Genomic DNA, 18,848 nt, shown 5'->3' with positions numbered 1-18,848 from the left:
ACCTCTTCGAACGCGTGAGTGGGCGCGGTCAGTTGGGACTGAACGACTGCCGGGTCAGATCGACCGCGGGCAGCGACGGCAGCCAGCTGAGCACCGCCGTCTCGCGGCGCAGCAACTCCAGCTCGGAGGTCAGCCGCCGGGCGGTGTCGGGGCAGGCCAGCAGCTCCTGCTTGACCGGCGTCCCGAACACCGAGGCCGCGGCCACCAGGTAGGAGAGCACCTGCGGGTCGTCCGGCAGCTCCTGGCGGCCGACCGTGCTGGCCTCGCGGGCGCCGGCCAGCCGCTTCTGGTACGCCCGGAACGCCCGCTCCACGCCGGAGGCCAGTGCCCCGGCGCCCTCGCCGGGCAGCTCCTCGAGCGTCTCGATCTCGCCGTTCAGGTACGCGCCGCCGGTGTCCACCGAGCGCAGCCGGAACCGGGTGGTCCCGGTGACCAGCAGCTCGTACCGGCCGTCCGGCTGCTCCTGGGCCGAGGCGACGTCGGCCACGCAGCCGACGTGGTACAGCGCCTCCAGAGGGTCCCCGGTGACGGTGCCCAGGCCGTCCAGCGGACCGGCCGGGCCCTCCTCGGGCCGGACCGGCGCGACCTCGCGGCCGTCCTTGATGGCGAGCACGCCGAACCGCCGCGGCTGATCCTCGGGGAGGGCGAGCAGGTCGGCGACCAGACGGCGGTAACGCTCCTCGAAGATGTTCAGGGGCATCACCAGGCCCGGGTAGAGCACGGTGTTCAGCGGGAAGAGCGGCAGCCGTTCTGTCACGGCCGACAGCGTAGTTCCCCGGACGGCCGCCTCGCGCCCGGGTTATCCGCGCTGGAGCATCCGGGTCGCGCCCGCGGCGACCGTGGTGGCGAGGATCCAGCCGACGATCACCAGCCCGGAGGCCACCCACTGGCTGAACCCGCCGGGGTTCCAGCCCTGCTGGCCGAGGTCGACGACCGGCAGCAGCTGGCCGAGCGCGTACAGCACCGGGTTCCAGTGCGGGCTCTCGTCGGCCTTGAGCGGCTGGAGCCGGTGGGCGGCGAAGTAGCCGCTGCCGAGCGCCCAGGCGAGCAGCAGCCAGAGCGCGGCCCGGCCGGGGCGGAAGCCGTAGCCGACGGTGACGTCCTGGACCCGGCCCCAGAGCCGGGCCGGCAGCGGCAGGGTCTGCCGGCGGCGGCGCTGCTTGGCGTACAGCACCTCGCGGGCGTCGTCGTCGGCGCCGTCGCGGCGCAGGGCGGCGGCCAGCTGCTCGTAGGACTCGGGCTGGAACTCCACCGAGGAGCCCTCCAGCCAGGCGATCCGCTGCGGGACGCTGAAGGGTGCGGCCGGGCGCAGGCACTCGTAGGTGAAGCCGGTGAGGCCGAGGTGCCTGCCGTGCGGCCAGGAGTCCGGGGCGTCGACCAGGTTCCCCACCCGGGCGCGCGAGAGCGAGACCTTGCCGGTGGGCGCCGTGCGGCAGGTGAAGCGCAGCTCGGGGGTCTGGATCCGGCGCAGCGCCAGCTCGTCGTCCGTGCCCAGGTGGAACTCGGCGTCGGAGATCAGGCAGGCGTTGTCGAAGCGGCTGTCCGAGAGCCGGACGGCGCCGTGCGCGCGGAACGGCGTGCCGGCCACGCCGGCCGTGACGACCTGGCCGTAGCCGGAGCCGTAGTACGAGCCGGAGGAGGACCAGCCGCCGTCCGCCGAGCCGCTGAGGTACAGGGTGTGGCCGACGGTGAGCCGGACGGCGTTGAGGGCGTTCGGGTTCTCCGGGACGGCGTACAGCTGGGCACCGCGCAGCGAGAGCCGGCCGCCGATCCGGGCGGAGCGCAGGCTGACCTCGCCGCGCGACTCCAGCCGGTCCGCCTCGAAGTCCTGGCTGACGGCCAGGCCGTCGGCGGACAGCGCCCGGCCGAACCGGTCGCCGCCGAGGACGGCCTGGTTGAGCAGCAGGTCGGTGCCGATCCGGGAGTCGGTGAGCCGGACGCCGCCCGGTATTCGGCAGCGGGCCAGGTGCAGGTCGCCGGAGGTGGTCAGGCGGGAGGCCTCCAGGCGGGGGATCGCGCAGCTGACGAAGCGCAGGGTGCCGGCGTCGGCCTCGGACACCAGGACCTTCCGCTCGAAGCGGCAGTCGTGCACCTCGACGTAGTGGCCGATGGTGCCGCCGGCCAGCACCAGCGGGCCGGTGACCCGGGCGCCGGTCAGCTTGAGCGAGGCGACCCGGCCGGGGGCGGCCGGCGGGCCGTCCAGCAGCAGGTGGGCCAGGACCTCGGCGCGGACGGTGCGCCCGGGGCCCCAGGGCGCGCCGCCGAAGGGGTCGTCCAGCGGGGTGCCGGTCCGGCCGCCGGCGCCGTTCGCCGGTTCGGCGCCGCCGGCCCGCAGGTCGTACACCTCGCCCTGGCGGAACGCCTCCCAGAGCCCCTGCTCGGTCCGCGTCCAGCCGTCCGGCGCACGCTCCGCCATCGTTCCCCCGTCTCCCCCGGTCGTCTCGCCTTTCGTATCACGGACTGAAATGCGGGGCCGCCGGTTCCGGCCACTCCTTACACTGGGTGGCGTGATCTCTCGAATCGACCTGCGCGGATCCCTCGACGACCCGCGCGACCTGCTGCCCCGTGCCGACTTCGACGTCGCGGCCGCCCTGGAGACGGTGCGCCCGATCGCCGAGGACGTGCATCATCGCGGGGTCGCGGCGCTGATCGACATCACCGAGCGTTTCGACGGCGTGCGGCTGGAGTCCACCCGGGTGCCCGCCGAGCAGCTCGCCGAGGCCCTGGAGACGCTGGACCCGAAGGTCCGCGCCGCGCTGGAGGAGTCGATCCGCCGCGCCCGCCTCGTCCACGCCGACCAGCGCCGCACCGGGCACACCACCCAGGTCGTGCCGGGTGGCACGGTCACCCAGCGCTGGGTGCCGGTGGACCGGGTCGGCCTGTACGTGCCGGGCGGCCTCGCCGTCTACCCGTCCTCCGTCGTGATGAACGTGGTGCCCGCGCAGGAGGCCGGGGTGACCGGCATCGCGGTGACCTCGCCGCCGCAGAAGGCCTTCGGCGGCCGGGTGCACCCGACGATCCTGGCGGCCTGCGCGCTGCTCGGCGTCACCGAGGTGTACGCGGTCGGCGGCGCCCAGGCGGTCGCCATGTTCGCGCTCGGCACCGAGGAGTGCGAGCCGGTCAACATGGTCACCGGGCCGGGCAACATCTACGTGGCCGCGGCCAAGCGGTACTTCGCGGGCCGGATCGGCATCGACTCCGAGGCCGGTCCGACCGAGATCGCCGTCCTCGCCGACGACAGCGCCGACCCGGCGGAGGTCGCGGCCGACCTGATCAGCCAGGCCGAGCACGGCCCGACCTCCGGCTCGGTGCTGGTCACCGACTCGCCCGAGCTGGCCGAGGCGGTCGAGGCCGAGCTGAAGACGCAGGTCGCCCGGACGAAGCACAGCGCGCGGGTGGCCGAGGCGCTGGGCGGCCGGCAGTCCGGCGTCATCCTGGTCGACGACCTGACGCAGGGCCTGGCGGTGGTGAACGCCTACGCCGCCGAGCACCTGGAGATCCAGACCCGGGACGCCCACGCGGTCGCCGACCGGGTCCGCAACGCCGGCGCGATCTTCATCGGCCGCTACACCCCGGTCTCGCTGGGCGACTACGCGGCCGGCTCCAACCACGTGCTGCCGACCGGCGGCTGCGCCTGCCACTCCTCCGGACTCTCCGTGCAGACCTTCCTGCGCGGCGTCCAGGTCGTCGAGTACGACCGGGAGGCGCTGGCCGGCATCGCCGCGCACGTCGTCAACCTCGCGGACGCCGAGGACCTCCCCGGTCACGGCGACGCCGTCAAGGCACGTTTCGTGGGAGACGAACAGAACTGGCACAGCGACTGGACGGTTCCCCGCTCGTGAAGATCGACGACCTCCCCATCCGCGACGAACTGCGCGGACAGTCCCCGTACGGCGCACCGCAGTTGGACGTCCCCGTCCAGCTGAACACCAACGAGAACCCGTACCCGCTGCCCGCGGAGCTGGTGGCCCGGATCGCCGAGCGGGTGGCCGAGGCCGCCCGCGGCCTCAACCGCTACCCCGACCGGGACGCGGTCGAGCTGCGCGAGGGCCTGGCCGCCTACCTGACCACGACGACCGGTTTCGCGCGCACCCGCGAGCAGGTCTGGGCCGCCAACGGCTCCAACGAGATCCTGCAGCAGCTGCTCCAGACCTTCGGCGGCCCCGGCCGCACGGCGCTGGGCTTCGAGCCCTCCTACTCGATGCACGCGCTGATCTCCCGGGGCACCGGCACCGGCTGGCTCTCCGGGCCGCGCAACGCGGACTTCACCATCGACGTGGACGCCGCCGTCGCGGCGATCGCCGAGCACCGGCCGAACGTCGTCTTCGTCTGCTCGCCGAACAACCCGACCGGCACCGCCGTCGCCGCCGACGTGGTGCTGCGGCTCTACGACGCCGCGCAGGCCGCCCGGCCCAGCCTGGTGGTCGTGGACGAGGCCTACGTCGAGTTCTCGCACCGCGCCTCGCTGCTGCCGCTGCTGGAGGGCCGCCCCAACCTGGTGGTCACCCGCACCATGTCCAAGGCCTTCGGCGCGGCGGGCCTGCGGCTGGGCTACCTGGCCGCCGACGCGGCCGTGGTGGACGCGGTGCAGCTGGTCCGGCTGCCGTACCACCTGTCGGCCGTCACCCAGGCCACCGCGCTGGCCTGCCTGGAGCACACCGACACCCTGCTCGGGTACGTGGGCCGGCTCAAGGCCGAGCGGGACCGGCTGGTCGACGCGCTGCGCGGGCTGGGCCTGGAGGTGACCGAGTCGGACGCCAACTTCGTCCAGTTCGGCCGCTTCGCGGACACCCACGCCGTCTGGCAGGCGATCCTCGACCGGGGCGTCCTGGTCCGGGACAACGGCGTGCCCGGGTGGCTGCGCGTCACCGCCGGCACCCCGGCCGAGAACGACGCCTTCCTGGACGCCGTCCGCTCCGCCCTCCCGTCGCCCGCCCCCATCCCCGCAGCGGCGCGCTCCGCGCGCGCGGCCAGTCAGGAGCTGTAACCCGCATGTCCCGCATCGGACGCGTTGAACGCACCACCAAGGAGACCTCGGTCCTGGTCGAGATCGATCTCGACGGCACCGGCCGGACCGAGATCTCCACGGGCGTCGGGTTCTACGACCACATGCTCGACCAGCTCGGCCGCCACGGCCTCTTCGACCTCACCGTGAAGACCGACGGCGACCTGCACATCGACACCCACCACACCATCGAGGACACCGCCCTCGCGCTGGGCGCCGCCTTCAAGCAGGCGCTCGGCGACAAGGTCGGCATCTACCGGTTCGGCAACTGCACGGTGCCGCTGGACGAGTCGCTCGCCCAGGTCACGGTGGACCTCTCCGGCCGCCCCTACCTGGTGCACACCGAGCCGGAGTCGATGGCGCCGATGATCGGCAGCTACGACACCACCATGACCCGGCACATCCTGGAGTCCTTCGTGGCCCAGGCGCAGGTCGCCCTGCACGTCCACGTGCCGTACGGGCGCAACGCGCACCACATCGTGGAGTGCCAGTTCAAGGCGCTGGCCCGGGCCCTGCGCTACGCCTCCGAGCGCGACCCGCGCGCGGTCGGCATCCTCCCCTCGACCAAGGGTGCGCTGTGAGCAAGTCCGCGATCGTCCTCCTCTTCGTCGGCCTGTTCCTGGCCGGCGGCGTCATCTCGTTCTGGAAGCAGAAGATCCCGAAGGGCGTCATCGCCGTGCTCGCCATAGGTTCGGTGCTCTGCCTGGCCTCCGGCCTCATGCGGCTGTAGACCCGCCCCCGGCGCCGCCCCGCGGGACGGCGCCGCACAGAGCCGCTTCGGAACAGCCGAGAGACTTGGACACCTGAACATGGGCAAGAACGTCGTCGTACTCGACTACGGGTCGGGCAACCTCCGCTCGGCCCAGCGCGCCGTCGAGCGCACCGGCGCGACCGTCACCGTCACGTCGGACTTCCAGGCCGCGATGGACGCGGACGGCCTGCTCGTCCCCGGCGTCGGGGCCTTCGAGGCCTGCATGCGCGGGCTGAAGGCCGTCCGCGGCGAGCAGATCATCGGCCGCCGCCTCGCCGGCGGCCGCCCGGTGCTGGGCATCTGCGTCGGCATGCAGATCCTCTTCGAGAAGGGGGTCGAGCACGGCGTGGAGACGCCCGGCTGCGACGAGTGGCCGGGCACCGTCGAGCCGCTGGACGCGCCGGTCGTCCCGCACATGGGCTGGAACACCGTCGACGCCCCCGAGGGCAGCCGGCTCTTCGCCGGCCTGGACGCCGACACCCGCTTCTACTTCGTGCACTCCTACGCGGTGCGCCGCTGGGAGCTGGAGGTCCACAGCGCGCGGCTGCACGCCCCGCTGGTGACCTGGGCCACGCACGGGCAGCCGTTCGTCGCGGCCGTCGAGAACGGCCCGCTCTGGGCCACCCAGTTCCACCCCGAGAAGTCCGGCGACGCCGGCGCCGCCCTCCTGACCAACTGGGTCAACACCCTCTGACGATCTGAGAGTTGCCACCATCATGAGCCGCCTCGAACTGCTCCCCGCCGTCGACGTCCGGGACGGCCAGGCCGTCCGCCTGGTCAAGGGAGCCTCCGGCACCGAGACCTCCTTCGGCGAGCCGCTCGCCGCCGCCCTCGCCTGGCAGAACGCCGGCGCGGAGTGGCTCCACCTGGTCGACCTGGACGCCGCGTTCGGCACCGGCAGCAACCGCGACCTGCTCCGTGAGGTGACCGCCGCGCTGGACATCAAGGTCGAGCTGTCCGGCGGCATCCGCGACGACGAGTCGCTGGCCGCGGCCCTCGCCACCGGCTGCACCCGGGTCAACCTGGGCACCGCCGCCCTGGAGAGCCCCGAGTGGGTCGCCAAGGTCATCGCCGAGCACGGCGACAAGATCGCGGTCGGCCTGGACGTGGTCGGCACCACCCTGCGCGGCCGCGGCTGGACCCGCGACGGCGGCCAGCTCTTCGACGTGCTGGCCCGCCTGGACGCCGAGGGCTGCGCCCGCTACGTGGTCACCGACGTCAACCGGGACGGCACCCTGACCGGCCCCAACCTGCGGCTGCTGCGCGACGTCTGCGCCGCCACCGACAAGCCGGTGGTCGCCTCCGGCGGCGTCTCCTCGCTGGACGACCTGCGCGCCATCGCCACTCTCGTCGGCGAGGGTGTCGAGGGAGCCATCGTGGGCAAGGCACTCTACGAGCAGAAGTTCACCCTCGAAGAGGCCCTGGAGGCGGTTTCAGGATGACGGAACGTCAGGTCGTACGCGGTCGGGTGGCCGGGTTCTCCCCCACGGAGGACGAGTTCGGCTACTCGCGGGCGGTCGCCGCGGGAGACCACGTGCACGTGGCCGGCTCCACCGCCTGGGTGGACGGGAAGATCGAGCACGAGGGCGACCCGTACCTGCAGACCCTCGCCGCGTTCGGCGTGGGCCTCAAGGCCCTGGCCGCGTACGGCCTGACGACGGACGACGTGGTCCGTACCCGGATGTACATCACCCACTCCCGCGACGCCGACGAGGTGGGCCGCGCCCACCGCGCGCTCTTCGACGCCGCCCGCCCGGCGGCCACCATGGTGGTGGTCGACGGCCTGATCGACTCCCGGATGATGGTCGAGGTCGAACTCGACGCCTACCGCGCCGGGCTCGCACGCACTCTGGAAGGCCAACAGCCGTGACCCTCGCCGTACGTGTCATCCCCTGCCTGGACGTCGACGCCGGCCGGGTGGTGAAGGGCGTCAACTTCCAGAACCTGCGCGACGCCGGTGACCCGGTCGAGATGGCCAAGCTCTACGACGCCGAGGGTGCCGACGAGCTGACCTTCCTCGACATCACCGCCTCCTCCGGCGACCGCGAGACCACCTACGACGTGGTCCGCCGCACCGCCGAGCAGGTCTTCATCCCGCTCACCGTCGGCGGCGGCATCCGGGCCGTCGACGACGTCGACAGGCTGCTGCGGGCCGGGGCGGACAAGGTGGGCGTCAACACCGCGGCCATCGCCCGCCCGGAGCTGGTCCGGGAGATCGCCCAGCGCTTCGGCCGGCAGGTGCTGGTGCTATCGGTGGACGCCCGGCGCTGCCCCGAGGGCACCGAGACCGCCTCGGGCTTCGAGGTCACCACGCACGGCGGGCGGCGCGGCACCGGCCTGGACGCCGTCGAGTGGGCGGGCCGCGCGGCCGAGCTGGGCGCGGGCGAGATCCTGCTCAACTCGATGGACGCGGACGGCACCAAGGACGGCTACGACCTGGAGCTGGTCCGGGCCGTCCGCAAGACCGTGGCCGTCCCGGTGATCGCCTCCGGCGGCGCCGGCAAGCTCGCCGACTTCGCCCCGGCGGTGGAGGCCGGCGCGGACGCCGTCCTGGCCGCCAGCGTCTTCCACTTCGGCGACCTGCGGATCGGCGAGGTCAAGGACGCGCTGCGGGCGGCCGGGCACCCCGTCCGCTGAGGCCGCGCCGCCCGGGCCGCCCGCGTGCGCGGCCGGCCCGGGCGGCTCCGCTCAGGAGTCCTGCCGCGGTTCGCCCTTGATCAGGGCGAACGGCGCGCCGAACGGGTCCGCCAGCCAGGCGATCCGGCCGACCTCCGGGACGTCCTCGGCGGGCATCAGCACCGTGCCGCCGGCCGACTGGGCACGGCGCACCAGCTCGTCCACCGTCTCGGTGGCGAAGTACGGCGTCCAGGACGGCGGCTGCCCCTCGCCCATCACCGGGGCGACGCCGCCGAAGCTGGTGGCCCGCAGGTCGCCCTCGGCGGGGGAGAGCACCAGGTACGTCATCCCCGGGGCCGGGAACTTCTCGTTGCGCCAGCCGAAGACCTTCTCGTAGAAGCCGAATCCGGCCTCCGTGTCGGTGGTGTGCAGCTCGGACCAGACCAGCGCGTTGTCCGCGGACACCGCGTCCAGGCCCTTGGTGGTGCCGGCCTGCCAGATCGCGAACCGCGCGCCCTGCGGGTCGGTCAGCTGGGCCATCCGCCCGGCGTCCATGACGTCGAACGGCGCGGCCCGGACGGTGCCGCCGGCCTGCTCGACGGCCTTGGCGGTGGCGTCCGCGTCCGCGGTCTTGAAGTACGTCGTCCAGGCGGACTTCGCACCCTCCTCGGTGAGCGGCCCGATCGCGCCCACGGTCTTGCCGTCGGCCTGCAGGAAGCCGTAGCCGCCCGTCTCCGGGCCGAGGTCCTGGAACGTCCAGCCGAACACCGCCCCGTAGAAGGCGGCGGCCGCGGCCGGGTCCGGACTGCCGAGGTCGATCCAGCAGGGCGAGCCGGTGGGAAAGTCGGTGGTGAGCATGAGGTGGTGCTCCTTCGACGGAAAGACGGCCGGGCGGCGTTCCGGAGGCGCGGCCGCGCCTCTTCCCGGCCCGTTGCGAGTCTGCACCCCGCCACTGACATCCGCAGCCGGGGCGGCCGCGGGCACGTCCCCGCAGCCGCCCGCCCGGGCCCTACCCCCGGGCCGCCGGCAGCGGGAACAGGTGGTGCAGCGCGGCGAGCGCGTCCGGCGGGCCGTCCACCGACAGCTCGGTGCGGGCACCCCGGCCGTGGACGAACAGCACCAGCTCGCCCGGCTCGCCGGTGATCCGCACCGTCGGCGCCCCCGCGGGGCCGGCCGTCAGGCTCCGCCCGTCCGGGTGGCACAGCTCCAGCCGGGCGGGGGAGCGGCGGCCCTCCAGCCGGGCGAGCAGCGGCAGGCGGCGCCAGAGCGCCTCGGCCCGCCCGGGCGGCACCGGCCGCGCCTGCCAGGGGTCGCCCGCCCGCAGGACGTCCTCGGCGTGCACGAAGTACTCCACGGTGTTCGCCGCCTCGTCGGCGCCGGGCAGCGCGAAGGGGGAGAGCAGGGGCGGGCCGGCGCGGAACGTCCGCAGCAACTCCTCGTACGGGCGCTCGGCGTAGCCGGTGCGCACCCGCTCGGTCCAGCCGGCCAGCGGGCCGATCCGGATGCCGGCCGCGGCGTCCGGCCGGTGCTCGCGCAGGACCAGGTGGGCGGCGAGGTCGCGGGTGGTCCACCCGGCGCAGAGGGTGGGGGCGTCCGGTCCGGCGGCGGCGAGGAGTCCGGCCAGCCGGTGGCGCTCGGCGAGGGCGTGGTTCGACATGCGGACAGCCTAGGGGCCCGGCCCCGGGCCCGGCCGTCAGCGCAGGTGTCCGGAGAGCCGGACGCCGCCCGGGCGGTTGCTCGCCGTCAGGGTGCAGGTGAAGTCCCGCCAGCCCTGCTGGTAGTAGGTCATGGACGGACCGAACGGGTACCCGTAGTAGGGGCCGCCGCCGCCCTGGCGGGCTTCGGCGGCGGCCTGCGCCGGCTGGCAGCCCTCCCGCATCGCCTTGCCGATCTGGCTGTCGCCGGTCAGCCCGTCCGGCAGCAGCAGGTCGGCGATCGCCTCGCCGTCGTGCTCGCCCTCGCAGGGGCGGGCCTCCGGCTTGGTGACCGTCTTGTTCAGCTGCGGGTGGTCGAAGCAGGAGCCCACCGGGAGGAAGGTGTACGGCACCGTCCTGGTCGGTGTCGGTGTCGGGGTGGGCGTGGGCGTGGGCGTCGGGGTGGCCGTGCTGGGAGCGGGCGGCGGCGCCGGCGCGACGGGCTTCTTCTCGGGCCAGAGCAGCACGGTGGCCACCACCGCGAGCAGGACGGCCAGCACCGCCGAGACGGCGAGGACCAGGCCCCGCGACGGACGGGAGGCGGCTGCGGGGGGCTGCTCGGAGGTCATGGCCACGAGAATGGCCCACTCCGGGGCCCGGTGACAGGCGGTTGGCACAACTCGTACGAGCAGACCGGTCCGGTGCGGCCGAGCGGAGCCCGGCGGCGGACGGAGGTCGGTTAGGCTCGCCCCGGCACGACACGATCCCAGGAGTTTCGGATGCGCGTCGGAATCACCGGTCACCACGGCCTGTCGGGTGGCATCACCGAGATGCTGGTCCGCGGGGACCTCTGGAACCTCGTCACCACCTTCGGCTCCTACGACCTGGTCGGCGTCACCTGCGCCGGCGAGGGCCCGGAGAGCTGGTTCGCCCGGTCCGTGCTGGACCACGGCGGCAAGCTGGAGGTGATCGTCCCCGCCGGGGCGGCGCCGGTGGGCCGCGCCGAGGACCGGCACCGGGGCACCCGGCTGCGGCTGATGAACGAGGCCGGCGCCGTCCACCGGCTCGCCGCCGTCGAGCACGGCGGCCTCGGCGACGACACCGCCCGCGCCCTGGTCGGCATGGTCGACGAGGTGATCGCGGTCTGGGACGGCGAGCCCGGCAGCGAGCCCGCCCACGTCGCCGAACTGGCCCGGCGGGCCGGGCTGTTCGTCCACCGGATCTGGCCGCAGGGCTGCGAGCGGCCCGCCTGAGCCGCGGCCGGGGGCGGACCGGGCCCGCCGCCGCGCGGGCCGGGCCGCGATCCGGACGGCGGCCCGGCGGCCGGGGCCGGGCTGACACAATGGCCCCATGTCCACCACACCCGCCGCCCCCGGCTCCACCGCCCTGGCCCCCGAGATCGCCGCCCGGCTCAAGCGCACCGACGACGGCCTGCTCCCGGCCGTCGCGCAGCAGTACGACACCGGCGAGGTGCTGATGCTGGGCTGGATGGACGACGAGGCGCTGCACCGCACCCTCACCACCGGCCGCTGCACCTACTGGAGCCGCAGCCGCCGGGAGTACTGGGTCAAGGGCGACACCTCGGGCCACGTCCAGCGGGTCGTCTCGGTGGCGCTGGACTGCGACGGCGACACCCTGCTCGTCAAGGTCGACCAGAGCGGCGCGGCCTGCCACACCGGCGACCGCACCTGCTTCGACGCCGACGTGCTCCCGCTCGCCTGATCCCCCAGCCCACCACGACCAGAAGGTGCCGCCCGCCATGGACCTCGAAGCCTTCCGCAAGCTCGCCGTCGACACCCGGGTCATCCCGGTCACCCGCAGGCTCCTCGCGGACGGCCTCACCCCGATCGGCCTCTACCGCAGCCTCGCCGGCGAGCGCCCCGGCACCTTCCTGCTGGAGTCCGCGGAACAGGGCCGCAGCTGGTCCCGCTACTCCTTCGTGGGCGTGCGCAGCGCCGCCACGCTGACCGCCGGCGCCGACGGCAACGCCCGCTGGCTCGGCGCCCCGCCGGTCGGCATCCCCACCACCGGCGACCCGCTCCAGGTGCTGCGCGCCGCGCTGGAGGCGCTGCACACCCCACGCCGCACCGACGACGGCCTGCCCCCGCTGACCGGCGGCCTGGTCGGCTACCTCGGCTACGACGTCGTCCGCCGGCTGGAGAAGCTGCCCGACCTCAACCCGGACGACCTGCGGCTCCCCGAGCTGACCATGCTGCTCGCCACCGACCTCGCCGTGCTCGACCACGCCGACGGCACGGTGCTGCTGATCGCCAACGCGGTCAACCACAACGACCTGGCCAGCGGCGTCGACGAGGCCTACGCGGACGCGGTGGCCCGCCTCGACGCGATGGAGGCCGACCTGCTGAAGCCGGTCGACCCCGGCCTCGCCACCTTCACCCCGGCCGGCCCCGGGGAGGTCCGCTCGCCGTTCGGCGGCGCGCCGTACCGGGCGGCCGTGGAGGAGATCAAGGAGCGGATCCGGGCCGGCGAGGCCTTCCAGGTGGTGCCCTCGCAGCGGTTCGAGGCGCCCTGCCCGGCCTCCGCGCTGGACGTCTACCGGGTGCTGCGCACCACCAACCCCAGCCCCTACATGTACCTGTTCCGCTTCCCCGGTCCGGACGGCGCCGCCGAGGGCGGCTTCGACGTGGTCGGCTCCAGCCCCGAGGCGCTGGTCAAGGTCACCGAGGGCGAGGCGATGCTGCACCCGATCGCCGGCACCCGGCACCGCGGCGCCACCCCGCACGAGGACGCCGAGCTGGCCGCCGAGCTGCTCGCCGACCCCAAGGAGCGGGCCGAGCACCTGATGCTGGTCGACCTCGGCCGCAACGACCTCGGGCGGGTCTGCGAGCCGGGCAGCGTCGAGGTGGTCGACTTCATGCAGATCGAGCGGTACAGCCACGTCATGCACATCGTCTCGACGGTCACCGGGCGGGTGGCGCCCGGCCGGACCGCGTTCGACGTGCTGACCGCCTGCTTCCCGGCCGGGACGCTCTCCGGCGCGCCGAAGCCGCGCGCGATGCGCATCATCGAGGAGCTGGAGCCCACCCGCCGGGGCCTGTACGGCGGCTGCGTCGGCTACCTGGACTTCGCCGGGGACTCCGACACCGCGATCGCGATCCGCACCGCAGTCCTGCGCGACGGCACCGCCTACGTGCAGGCGGGCGCGGGAGTGGTCGCCGACTCGGACCCGCACGGCGAGGACACCGAGTGCCGCAACAAGGCCGCCGCCGTCCTGCGCGCCGTGGCGACCGCCAACACCCTGCGCACGCCGACGCTCTAGCGACGCCCAGCAGCGAGGAGGCCACGATGTCGGACGACCGGCAGCCCACCGGATCGGCCTGGGACGTCCTGGCGGGCACCCGGCTGCCGCCCGGCCACCGGGTGGAGATCACCGCCGGGAAGGTCACCATGACGCCGCGCACGGCCGCCTCGGCGGCGATCGCGCGGGCCGTCGCCGCGCAGGCCGGGGAGCAGTCGGCCGGGCGCGGCACGGTGCTGGCCCAGGCCGTCGTGGACTTCCCGTCCGCGCGGTACGGCTATGCGCCGGACGTGGCCCTGGTCGCCCCGGGCGCGCGCCCCGGGGCCGGGGGCCGGTACGGCTGGCGCGACCTGGAGGCGGTGCTGGAGGCCGTCCCGCGCGGTCAGCAGGACGAGGACTTCGTGCGCAAGCACCGCTTCTACGCGGAGTGCGGGATCCCGCTGTACGTGCTGGTGGACCCGGCGGAGGCGGTCTGCACGGTGTACAGCGCGCCGCAGCCGGCCGGGACGTACCGGGAGGCGGAGCGGGTGCCGTTCGGCAACGACCTGTTCCTGCCGCTGGCGGGGCGGACCCTGGTGCTGCGGACCGACGACTTTCCGGTCGAGTCGCCGACCCCGGGTGCGGAGCCGGGCGGCGGCCGGGGGATAGTGGACGGGTGAGCGTTCCTACCCAGTCGCGTGCCGAAGCCGTATCCGCCGCCCCCGCCAGGTCCGGGCGCCGCACGCTCGGCCTGATGCTGCTGCTGACCGTGCTGGGCGCGGTGCTGGTGCTGACCGCCGTCGGCCGGGTCTGGGCCGACGGCGTGGCCGGCACCCTGGAGGTGTCCGTCACCGGCAGCCGGATCTCCGAACTGCCCGGCGGGCTGGCCCTGGTGGCGATGGCGGCGGCGCTGGCGGTGTTCGCGGTGCGCGGCGCCGGCCGGATCGCCGTCGGCCTGCTCACCCTGCTGGCCGGCCTCGGCGCGGCGGCGACCGCGGCCGCGGGGGCGGGCGACAGCGCCGCCCTGGACGGCGAGGCGGCCCGCAAGCTGGCGCTCTCCGGCACCACCGCCACCGAGGTCGGCCACACCGGCTGGCCCTGGGCGGCCCTGGTCGGCGGGCTGCTGCTGGCCCTGGCCGGGCTGCTGGTCGTCCGGTACGGGCGGAGCTGGCCGGCCATGGGCAGCCGCTACGACGCCCCCACCCGGACGGCGCCGGCGAAGGCGGCCGAGACGCCGGCGGACCTCTGGAAGGCGCTGGACCGCGGCGAGGACCCGACCGCGGGCTGACCCGGCCCCGCCCCGCCCCCGATGTGACCCGATAGACGAGCACCCCCTTTGGGTCGACGGTGTGTGGCCCGGCACAATGGAACCGTCAACCCGCCAAGGGCCCGCCGGGGCCCGGCCGGGCCCCGGAGAACCAAGGAGCACCGCAGATGTCGGCAGCAGCACATGGCCACAACCCCGCCGCCTGGACCGGCGTGACCATCTCCTTCGTCGGCTTCGCGATCGCGGGCGTGGCGATGATCCTCCCGTCGGTGCCGGTCGTCTGGGGCGGCCTGGCGGTCGTCGTGCTGGGCGGCGTGATCGGCAAGGCCATGTCGATGGCCGGCATGGGCAAGCAGCCCAGCCCGCACGTCGAGACCGTGGAGGACCGCGCCGCGGCCGCCGCCGTCGTCGCCGCCGCCTGACGAAGCCCCGCGCGGTACCGAACGGCGGGCGCCACGCCCGCCGTTTCGTCGTCCCGGCCGGAACGTTTCGCCGCCGGAGGCCGTTTCGTGCCCCCGGCGGGCGCGTCGTACCGGCACAATCGTGGGCGTGAACGCCGCCCCCCTCGTCTCCGCCCGGCCGTCCGTCCTGCGCCGGCTCGGTCCGCCGCTGGCCGCCCTGGCCGCGGCGGCCGTCCCCACCGTGTACCTCGCGGTGGTCGACCCGAACGCCCCCGGCCACTACCCGACCTGCCCGTTCCTGGCGGCCACCGGCTGGTGGTGCCCGGGCTGCGGCGGCCTGCGCTGCGTCCACGCCCTCGCCCACGGCGACCTCAGCGGCGCGCTGCACGACAACGCGGCCGCGGTGCTGCTCTTCGCGGTGCTGGCGCTGCTCTGGGTGCGCTGGGTGTGGGCGGCGCTGACCGGGGGACCGGCGCCCCGGGTCGCGCTGGGCGCCCGCCGCTGGGCGCTGGTCGCGCTGCTGGTCCTGGTGTTCACGGTGGTGCGCAACCTGTCGGTGGGCGTGGGGCTGGCGCCGCCGCTGATCTGACCCCGGCGCGGTGTGGACGGTGTGAAGCCGCAGTTGGGAGGCGTGTCGGGAGGCATGCCGGGGGGCGTCCGTTCCGCGAGACGCGCGCCGGGTGGATGCGCCTCGCGCTCCCCGGTGCCGATACCATCGAAGGGCCGGCGGGCCCATTGGCCGTCCGGCTCCTCGCTAGCAGAACTAGCAGAACTGATGGGGGCGCTCGCGTGAGTGTGCTCGACACGATCATCGAAGGGGTCCGCGAGGACCTCGCCGAGCGGCAGGCCGAGGTCTCACTGGACCAGCTCAAGGAGCTCGCCGCCAAGGCCCCGGACGCCAAGGACGGCGTCGCCGCCCTCAAGGGCGACGGGGTGCGGGTGATCTGCGAGGTCAAGCGCTCCAGCCCGTCCAAGGGAGCGCTGGCCGCCATCGCCGATCCGGCCGCCCTGGCGACCGACTACGCGGCGGGCGGTGCCGCGGCGATCAGCGTGCTGACCGAGCAGCGCCGCTTCGGCGGCTCGCTGGCGGACCTGGACGCCGTCCGCGCCGCGGTGGACACCCCGCTGCTGCGCAAGGACTTCATCGTCACCGCCTACCAGCTCTGGGAGGCCCGCGCGCACGGCGCCGACCTCGCGCTGCTGATCGTCGCCGCGCTCGACCAGCCGGCCCTGGTGTCGCTGATCGAGCGTGCCGAGTCGATCGGCCTCACCCCGCTGGTCGAGGTGCACGACGAGGAGGAGATCGCCCGCGCGGTGGACGCCGGTGCGAAGATCATCGGCGTGAACGCCCGCAACCTTAAGACCCTTGAGGTGGACCGCAACACCTTCGGCAACATCGTGCACGCGATCCCGTCCCACGTGGTCAAGATCGCCGAGTCCGGTGTGCGCGGCCCGCTGGACGTCATCTCCTACGCCAACCTGGGCGCCGACGCGGTGCTGGTCGGCGAGACCCTGGTGACCGGCCGGGACCCGCGCGCCGCGGTGGCCGACCTGGTCGCCGCCGGTGCGCACCCCGCCCTGCGGCACAAGGACTGACCCCGCCGCCATGAAACTCGCCTCCCGTCTCGCTCCCGGTTGCCGCCCGCGCGGCTGCCGCGCGCCCGCACGCCGGGTGCTGGGCAGGCGGGTGCGCTACGTGATCGGCTGCGAGCCCGGGCAGGTGCAGGGCCGCCGATGGCGCAGGACGCACGGCCGCTAGGCCGTTCCGACGTCACTGCCGTCATCTGCGAGAAGGACTCCACCATGTCCGAGAAGGACTACCTGCCCGGCGCCGAGGTGCCGGACGCCCGCGGTTACTTCGGCGCCTACGGGGGCCGTTTCATCCCGGAGGCGCTGGTCGCCGCCGTCGAACAGGTCGCCGACGAGTACGAGAAGGCCAAGGCCGACCCGGCCTTCGCGGCCGAGCTGGACGGGCTGCTGAAGGACTACACCGGCCGCCCCTCCCCGCTGACCGATGTGCACCGCTTCTCCGCCGAGGCGGGCGGCGCGCGCGTCCTGCTCAAGCGCGAGGACCTCAACCACACCGGCTCGCACAAGATCAACAACGTGCTGGGCCAGGCCCTGCTGACCCGGCGGATGGGCAAGACCCGGATCATCGCCGAGACCGGCGCCGGCCAGCACGGCGTGGCCACCGCCACCGCCTGCGCGCTGTTCGGCTTCGACTGCACCATCTACATGGGCGAGGTCGACACCCAGCGCCAGGCGCTGAACGTGGCGCGGATGCGGATGCTCGGCGCCGAGGTGGTGTCCGTGACGTCCGGCAGCCGCACCCTCAAGGACGCCATCAACGAGGCGTTCCGCGACTGGGTCGCCAACGTGGACTCCACCCACTACCTGTTCGGCACGGTGGCCGGCCCGCACCCGTTCCCGATGATGGTCCGCGACTTCCACCGGGTCATCGGCGTCGAGGCCCGCGAGCAGGTGCTGGAGCGGACCGGACGGCTGCCGGACGCCGTGGTCGCCTGCGTCGGCGGCGGCTCCAACGCGATGGGCATCTTCCACGAGTTCATCCCGGACGCCGGGGTGCGCCTGATCGGCTGCGAGGCGGCCGGCGAGGGCGCCGAGACCCCGAAGCACGCCGCCACCCTCACCAAGGGCGACCCCGGGGTGCTGCACGGCTCGCGCACCTACGTGCTGCAGGACGAGGACGGCCAGACCATCGAGTCGCACTCCATCTCGGCCGGTCTGGACTACCCGGGCGTCGGCCCGGAGCACGCCTGGCTGAAGGACACCGGCCGGGCCGAGTACCGCCCGGTCACCGACGACGCCGCCATGCAGGCCCTGCGGCTGCTGTCCCGCACCGAGGGCATCATCCCGGCCATCGAGAGCGCCCACGCGCTGGCCGGCGCCCTGGAGCTGGGCCGCGAGCTCGGACCGGAGGCCACCATCCTGGTCTCGCTCTCCGGGCGCGGCGACAAGGACATGCACACCGCGGCCGAGTACTTCGGCCTGTACGACGAGGCCGGCGGCAAGGCGGCCGGCAACGCCGGCGACGGCACCGGCAACGGGGGTAAGTGACCATGGCTTCGAAGCTCAGTGACGTCCTGGCCGGGGCCAAGGCGGAGAACCGCGCCGCGCTGATCGGCTACCTGCCGGCCGGCTTCCCGACCGTCGACGGCGGTGTGCGCGCCGTCAACGCGCTGATCGAGGGCGGCTGCGACGTCGTCGAGATCGGCCTGCCGCACTCCGACCCGGTCCTGGACGGCCCGACCATCCAGACCGCCGACGACATCGCGCTGCGGGCCGGGGTGAAGATCAAGGACGTGCTGCGCACCGTCCAGGAGGTGGCCACCGCCCACCCCGCGGCGGCGGTGCTGGTCATGACCTACTGGAACCCGGTCGACCGCTACGGCACGGCGCGCTTCGCCGCCGACCTGGCCGCCGCCGGCGGCGCCGGCTGCATCCTGCCGGACCTGCCGGTCGAGGAGTCCGAGGAGTGGCGCAAGGCGGCGGGCGAGCACGGCCTCGACACCGTCTTCGTGGTCGCCCCCAGCAGCAGGGACAAGCGCCTCGCCGAGGTCACCGCGGCGGGCTCCGGCTTCGTCTACGCGGCCGCGGTGATGGGGGTGACCGGTACCCGGGCCCAGGTCGGCAACCTCGCCGAGGACCTGGTCGCCCGGACCAGGGCCACCACCGACCTGCCGGTCTGCGTCGGCCTCGGCGTCTCGACCGCCGCCCAGGCCGCCGAGGTGGCGGGCTTCGCGGACGGCGTGATCGTCGGCTCGGCCTTCGTCCAGCGGATCCTGGACGCCGACGGGGACGAGCCGGCCGCGCTGGCCGCCGTCCGCGAGCTGGCCGGCGAGCTCGCCCAGGGCGTCCGCCGCCGGTAGGCACCCGCGTCCGACACCGACGGCCCGTCGCCCCCTCCGGTGGGGG

Annotated in this window: 24 protein-coding genes; 19 read left to right on the top strand and 5 right to left on the bottom strand. The window is 74.5% G+C overall.

Annotated features, from left to right (window positions below):
• Positions 1 to 28: 28 nt before the first annotated feature.
• The gene (locus ACFWA9_RS03455) at positions 29 to 757 is read right to left on the bottom strand and encodes an LON peptidase substrate-binding domain-containing protein (RefSeq protein WP_329487230.1); all 729 of its coding nucleotides are present in this window, start codon (positions 755 to 757) and stop codon (positions 29 to 31) included.
• 42 nt (positions 758 to 799) lie between these two features.
• The gene (locus ACFWA9_RS03450; RefSeq protein ID WP_380382738.1) at positions 800 to 2,416 is read right to left on the bottom strand and encodes an oxidoreductase; all 1,617 of its coding nucleotides are present in this window, start codon (positions 2,414 to 2,416) and stop codon (positions 800 to 802) included.
• A 91-nt stretch (positions 2,417 to 2,507) separates the two neighbouring features.
• On the opposite strand from ACFWA9_RS03450, the gene hisD reads away from it, so the two are divergent.
• From hisD to hisF, 8 genes are all read left to right on the top strand, one after another.
• Positions 2,508 to 3,842 carry a histidinol dehydrogenase gene (hisD, locus tag ACFWA9_RS03445; RefSeq protein ID WP_352287180.1) on the top strand — a complete coding sequence of 445 codons (1,335 nt, stop codon included), beginning with the start codon at positions 2,508 to 2,510 and terminating at the stop codon, positions 3,840 to 3,842.
• Positions 3,839 to 4,987: a histidinol-phosphate transaminase gene (locus tag ACFWA9_RS03440; RefSeq protein ID WP_380382736.1), complete on the top strand. Its 1,149-nt coding sequence runs from the start codon at positions 3,839 to 3,841 to the stop codon at positions 4,985 to 4,987. Before hisD ends, ACFWA9_RS03440 begins: the two co-directional genes overlap by 4 nt.
• Positions 4,988 to 4,992: 5 nt before the next feature.
• Positions 4,993 to 5,586: an imidazoleglycerol-phosphate dehydratase HisB gene (hisB, locus tag ACFWA9_RS03435; RefSeq protein WP_329487226.1), complete on the top strand. Its 594-nt coding sequence runs from the start codon at positions 4,993 to 4,995 to the stop codon at positions 5,584 to 5,586.
• Positions 5,583 to 5,735: a hypothetical protein gene (locus tag ACFWA9_RS03430; RefSeq protein WP_329487225.1), complete on the top strand. Its 153-nt coding sequence runs from the start codon at positions 5,583 to 5,585 to the stop codon at positions 5,733 to 5,735. Before hisB ends, ACFWA9_RS03430 begins: the two co-directional genes overlap by 4 nt.
• 79 nt (positions 5,736 to 5,814) lie before the next feature.
• Positions 5,815 to 6,450, top strand: coding sequence for an imidazole glycerol phosphate synthase subunit HisH (gene hisH, locus ACFWA9_RS03425; RefSeq protein WP_329487224.1), 636 nt, complete (start codon positions 5,815 to 5,817; stop codon positions 6,448 to 6,450).
• A 22-nt stretch (positions 6,451 to 6,472) separates the two neighbouring features.
• Entirely contained in the window at positions 6,473 to 7,198 is a 726-nt protein-coding gene (priA, locus tag ACFWA9_RS03420) for a bifunctional 1-(5-phosphoribosyl)-5-((5-phosphoribosylamino)methylideneamino)imidazole-4-carboxamide isomerase/phosphoribosylanthranilate isomerase PriA (protein WP_329487223.1), read from the top strand.
• Complete coding sequence (locus ACFWA9_RS03415) at positions 7,195 to 7,626, top strand: Rid family hydrolase (RefSeq protein WP_380382734.1); 432 nt, start codon at positions 7,195 to 7,197, stop codon at positions 7,624 to 7,626. Before priA ends, ACFWA9_RS03415 begins: the two co-directional genes overlap by 4 nt.
• Entirely contained in the window at positions 7,623 to 8,393 is a 771-nt protein-coding gene (hisF, locus tag ACFWA9_RS03410) for an imidazole glycerol phosphate synthase subunit HisF (RefSeq protein WP_329487221.1), read from the top strand. The genes ACFWA9_RS03415 and hisF overlap by 4 nt, the downstream gene beginning before the upstream one ends.
• 51 nt (positions 8,394 to 8,444) lie before the next feature.
• Here hisF and ACFWA9_RS03405 read toward each other — a convergent pair whose 3' ends face one another.
• The 3 genes from ACFWA9_RS03405 to ACFWA9_RS03395 form a co-directional block, all read right to left on the bottom strand.
• Positions 8,445 to 9,230 carry a VOC family protein gene (locus ACFWA9_RS03405; protein WP_380382732.1) on the bottom strand — a complete coding sequence of 262 codons (786 nt, stop codon included), beginning with the start codon at positions 9,228 to 9,230 and terminating at the stop codon, positions 8,445 to 8,447.
• Between the two features lie 151 nt (positions 9,231 to 9,381).
• Complete coding sequence (locus ACFWA9_RS03400; protein ID WP_329487219.1) at positions 9,382 to 10,029, bottom strand: TIGR03085 family metal-binding protein; 648 nt, start codon at positions 10,027 to 10,029, stop codon at positions 9,382 to 9,384.
• A gap of 36 nt (positions 10,030 to 10,065) precedes the next feature.
• Positions 10,066 to 10,635 carry a hypothetical protein gene (locus ACFWA9_RS03395; protein WP_380382730.1) on the bottom strand — a complete coding sequence of 190 codons (570 nt, stop codon included), beginning with the start codon at positions 10,633 to 10,635 and terminating at the stop codon, positions 10,066 to 10,068.
• Positions 10,636 to 10,785: 150 nt separating this feature from the next.
• Here ACFWA9_RS03395 and ACFWA9_RS03390 point away from each other — a divergent pair, with 150 nt between their 5' ends.
• The 11 genes from ACFWA9_RS03390 to trpA all read left to right on the top strand — a co-directional run bounded on the left by ACFWA9_RS03390 (position 10,786) and on the right by trpA (position 18,802).
• Entirely contained in the window at positions 10,786 to 11,259 is a 474-nt protein-coding gene (locus tag ACFWA9_RS03390) for a hypothetical protein (RefSeq protein WP_329487217.1), read from the top strand.
• A gap of 97 nt (positions 11,260 to 11,356) precedes the next feature.
• The gene (gene hisI, locus ACFWA9_RS03385) at positions 11,357 to 11,728 is read left to right on the top strand and encodes a phosphoribosyl-AMP cyclohydrolase (protein ID WP_329487216.1); all 372 of its coding nucleotides are present in this window, start codon (positions 11,357 to 11,359) and stop codon (positions 11,726 to 11,728) included.
• Positions 11,729 to 11,765: 37 nt separating this feature from the next.
• Positions 11,766 to 13,286 (top strand): anthranilate synthase component I, encoded by a 1,521-nt coding sequence (locus ACFWA9_RS03380; protein ID WP_329487215.1) that lies wholly within the window; start codon positions 11,766 to 11,768, stop codon positions 13,284 to 13,286.
• 26 nt (positions 13,287 to 13,312) lie between these two features.
• Positions 13,313 to 13,924, top strand: coding sequence for a Uma2 family endonuclease (locus tag ACFWA9_RS03375; RefSeq protein ID WP_359802469.1), 612 nt, complete (start codon positions 13,313 to 13,315; stop codon positions 13,922 to 13,924).
• Positions 13,921 to 14,532: a TIGR02234 family membrane protein gene (locus ACFWA9_RS03370; protein ID WP_380382727.1), complete on the top strand. Its 612-nt coding sequence runs from the start codon at positions 13,921 to 13,923 to the stop codon at positions 14,530 to 14,532. The genes ACFWA9_RS03375 and ACFWA9_RS03370 overlap by 4 nt, the downstream gene beginning before the upstream one ends.
• 146 nt (positions 14,533 to 14,678) lie before the next feature.
• Positions 14,679 to 14,933: an HGxxPAAW family protein gene (locus tag ACFWA9_RS03365; RefSeq protein ID WP_352287201.1), complete on the top strand. Its 255-nt coding sequence runs from the start codon at positions 14,679 to 14,681 to the stop codon at positions 14,931 to 14,933.
• 127 nt (positions 14,934 to 15,060) lie between these two features.
• Positions 15,061 to 15,501, top strand: a complete 441-nt coding sequence (locus ACFWA9_RS03360) for a DUF2752 domain-containing protein (RefSeq protein WP_352287203.1) — start codon at positions 15,061 to 15,063, stop codon at positions 15,499 to 15,501.
• A 200-nt stretch (positions 15,502 to 15,701) separates the two neighbouring features.
• Positions 15,702 to 16,508, top strand: a complete 807-nt coding sequence (gene trpC, locus ACFWA9_RS03355; RefSeq protein WP_329487210.1) for an indole-3-glycerol phosphate synthase TrpC — start codon at positions 15,702 to 15,704, stop codon at positions 16,506 to 16,508.
• Between the two features lie 10 nt (positions 16,509 to 16,518).
• The gene (trpM, locus tag ACFWA9_RS03350) at positions 16,519 to 16,671 is read left to right on the top strand and encodes a tryptophan biosynthesis modulator TrpM (RefSeq protein WP_380382725.1); all 153 of its coding nucleotides are present in this window, start codon (positions 16,519 to 16,521) and stop codon (positions 16,669 to 16,671) included.
• A 44-nt stretch (positions 16,672 to 16,715) separates the two neighbouring features.
• On the top strand, positions 16,716 to 17,990 hold the full coding sequence (trpB, locus tag ACFWA9_RS03345) for a tryptophan synthase subunit beta (RefSeq protein ID WP_380382723.1): 1,275 nt from the start codon (positions 16,716 to 16,718) through the stop codon (positions 17,988 to 17,990).
• A gap of 2 nt (positions 17,991 to 17,992) precedes the next feature.
• The gene (gene trpA / locus ACFWA9_RS03340; RefSeq protein ID WP_380382721.1) at positions 17,993 to 18,802 is read left to right on the top strand and encodes a tryptophan synthase subunit alpha; all 810 of its coding nucleotides are present in this window, start codon (positions 17,993 to 17,995) and stop codon (positions 18,800 to 18,802) included.
• Positions 18,803 to 18,848: the final 46 nt, after the last annotated feature.

The organism is Kitasatospora sp. NPDC059973 (assembly GCF_042737525.1).
In the GTDB taxonomy this organism is placed as follows: Bacteria; Actinomycetota; Actinomycetes; order Streptomycetales; family Streptomycetaceae; genus Kitasatospora.
Note: the sequence above shows the minus strand (reverse complement) of the source record. Positions and strands in the feature narration are given on the sequence as shown.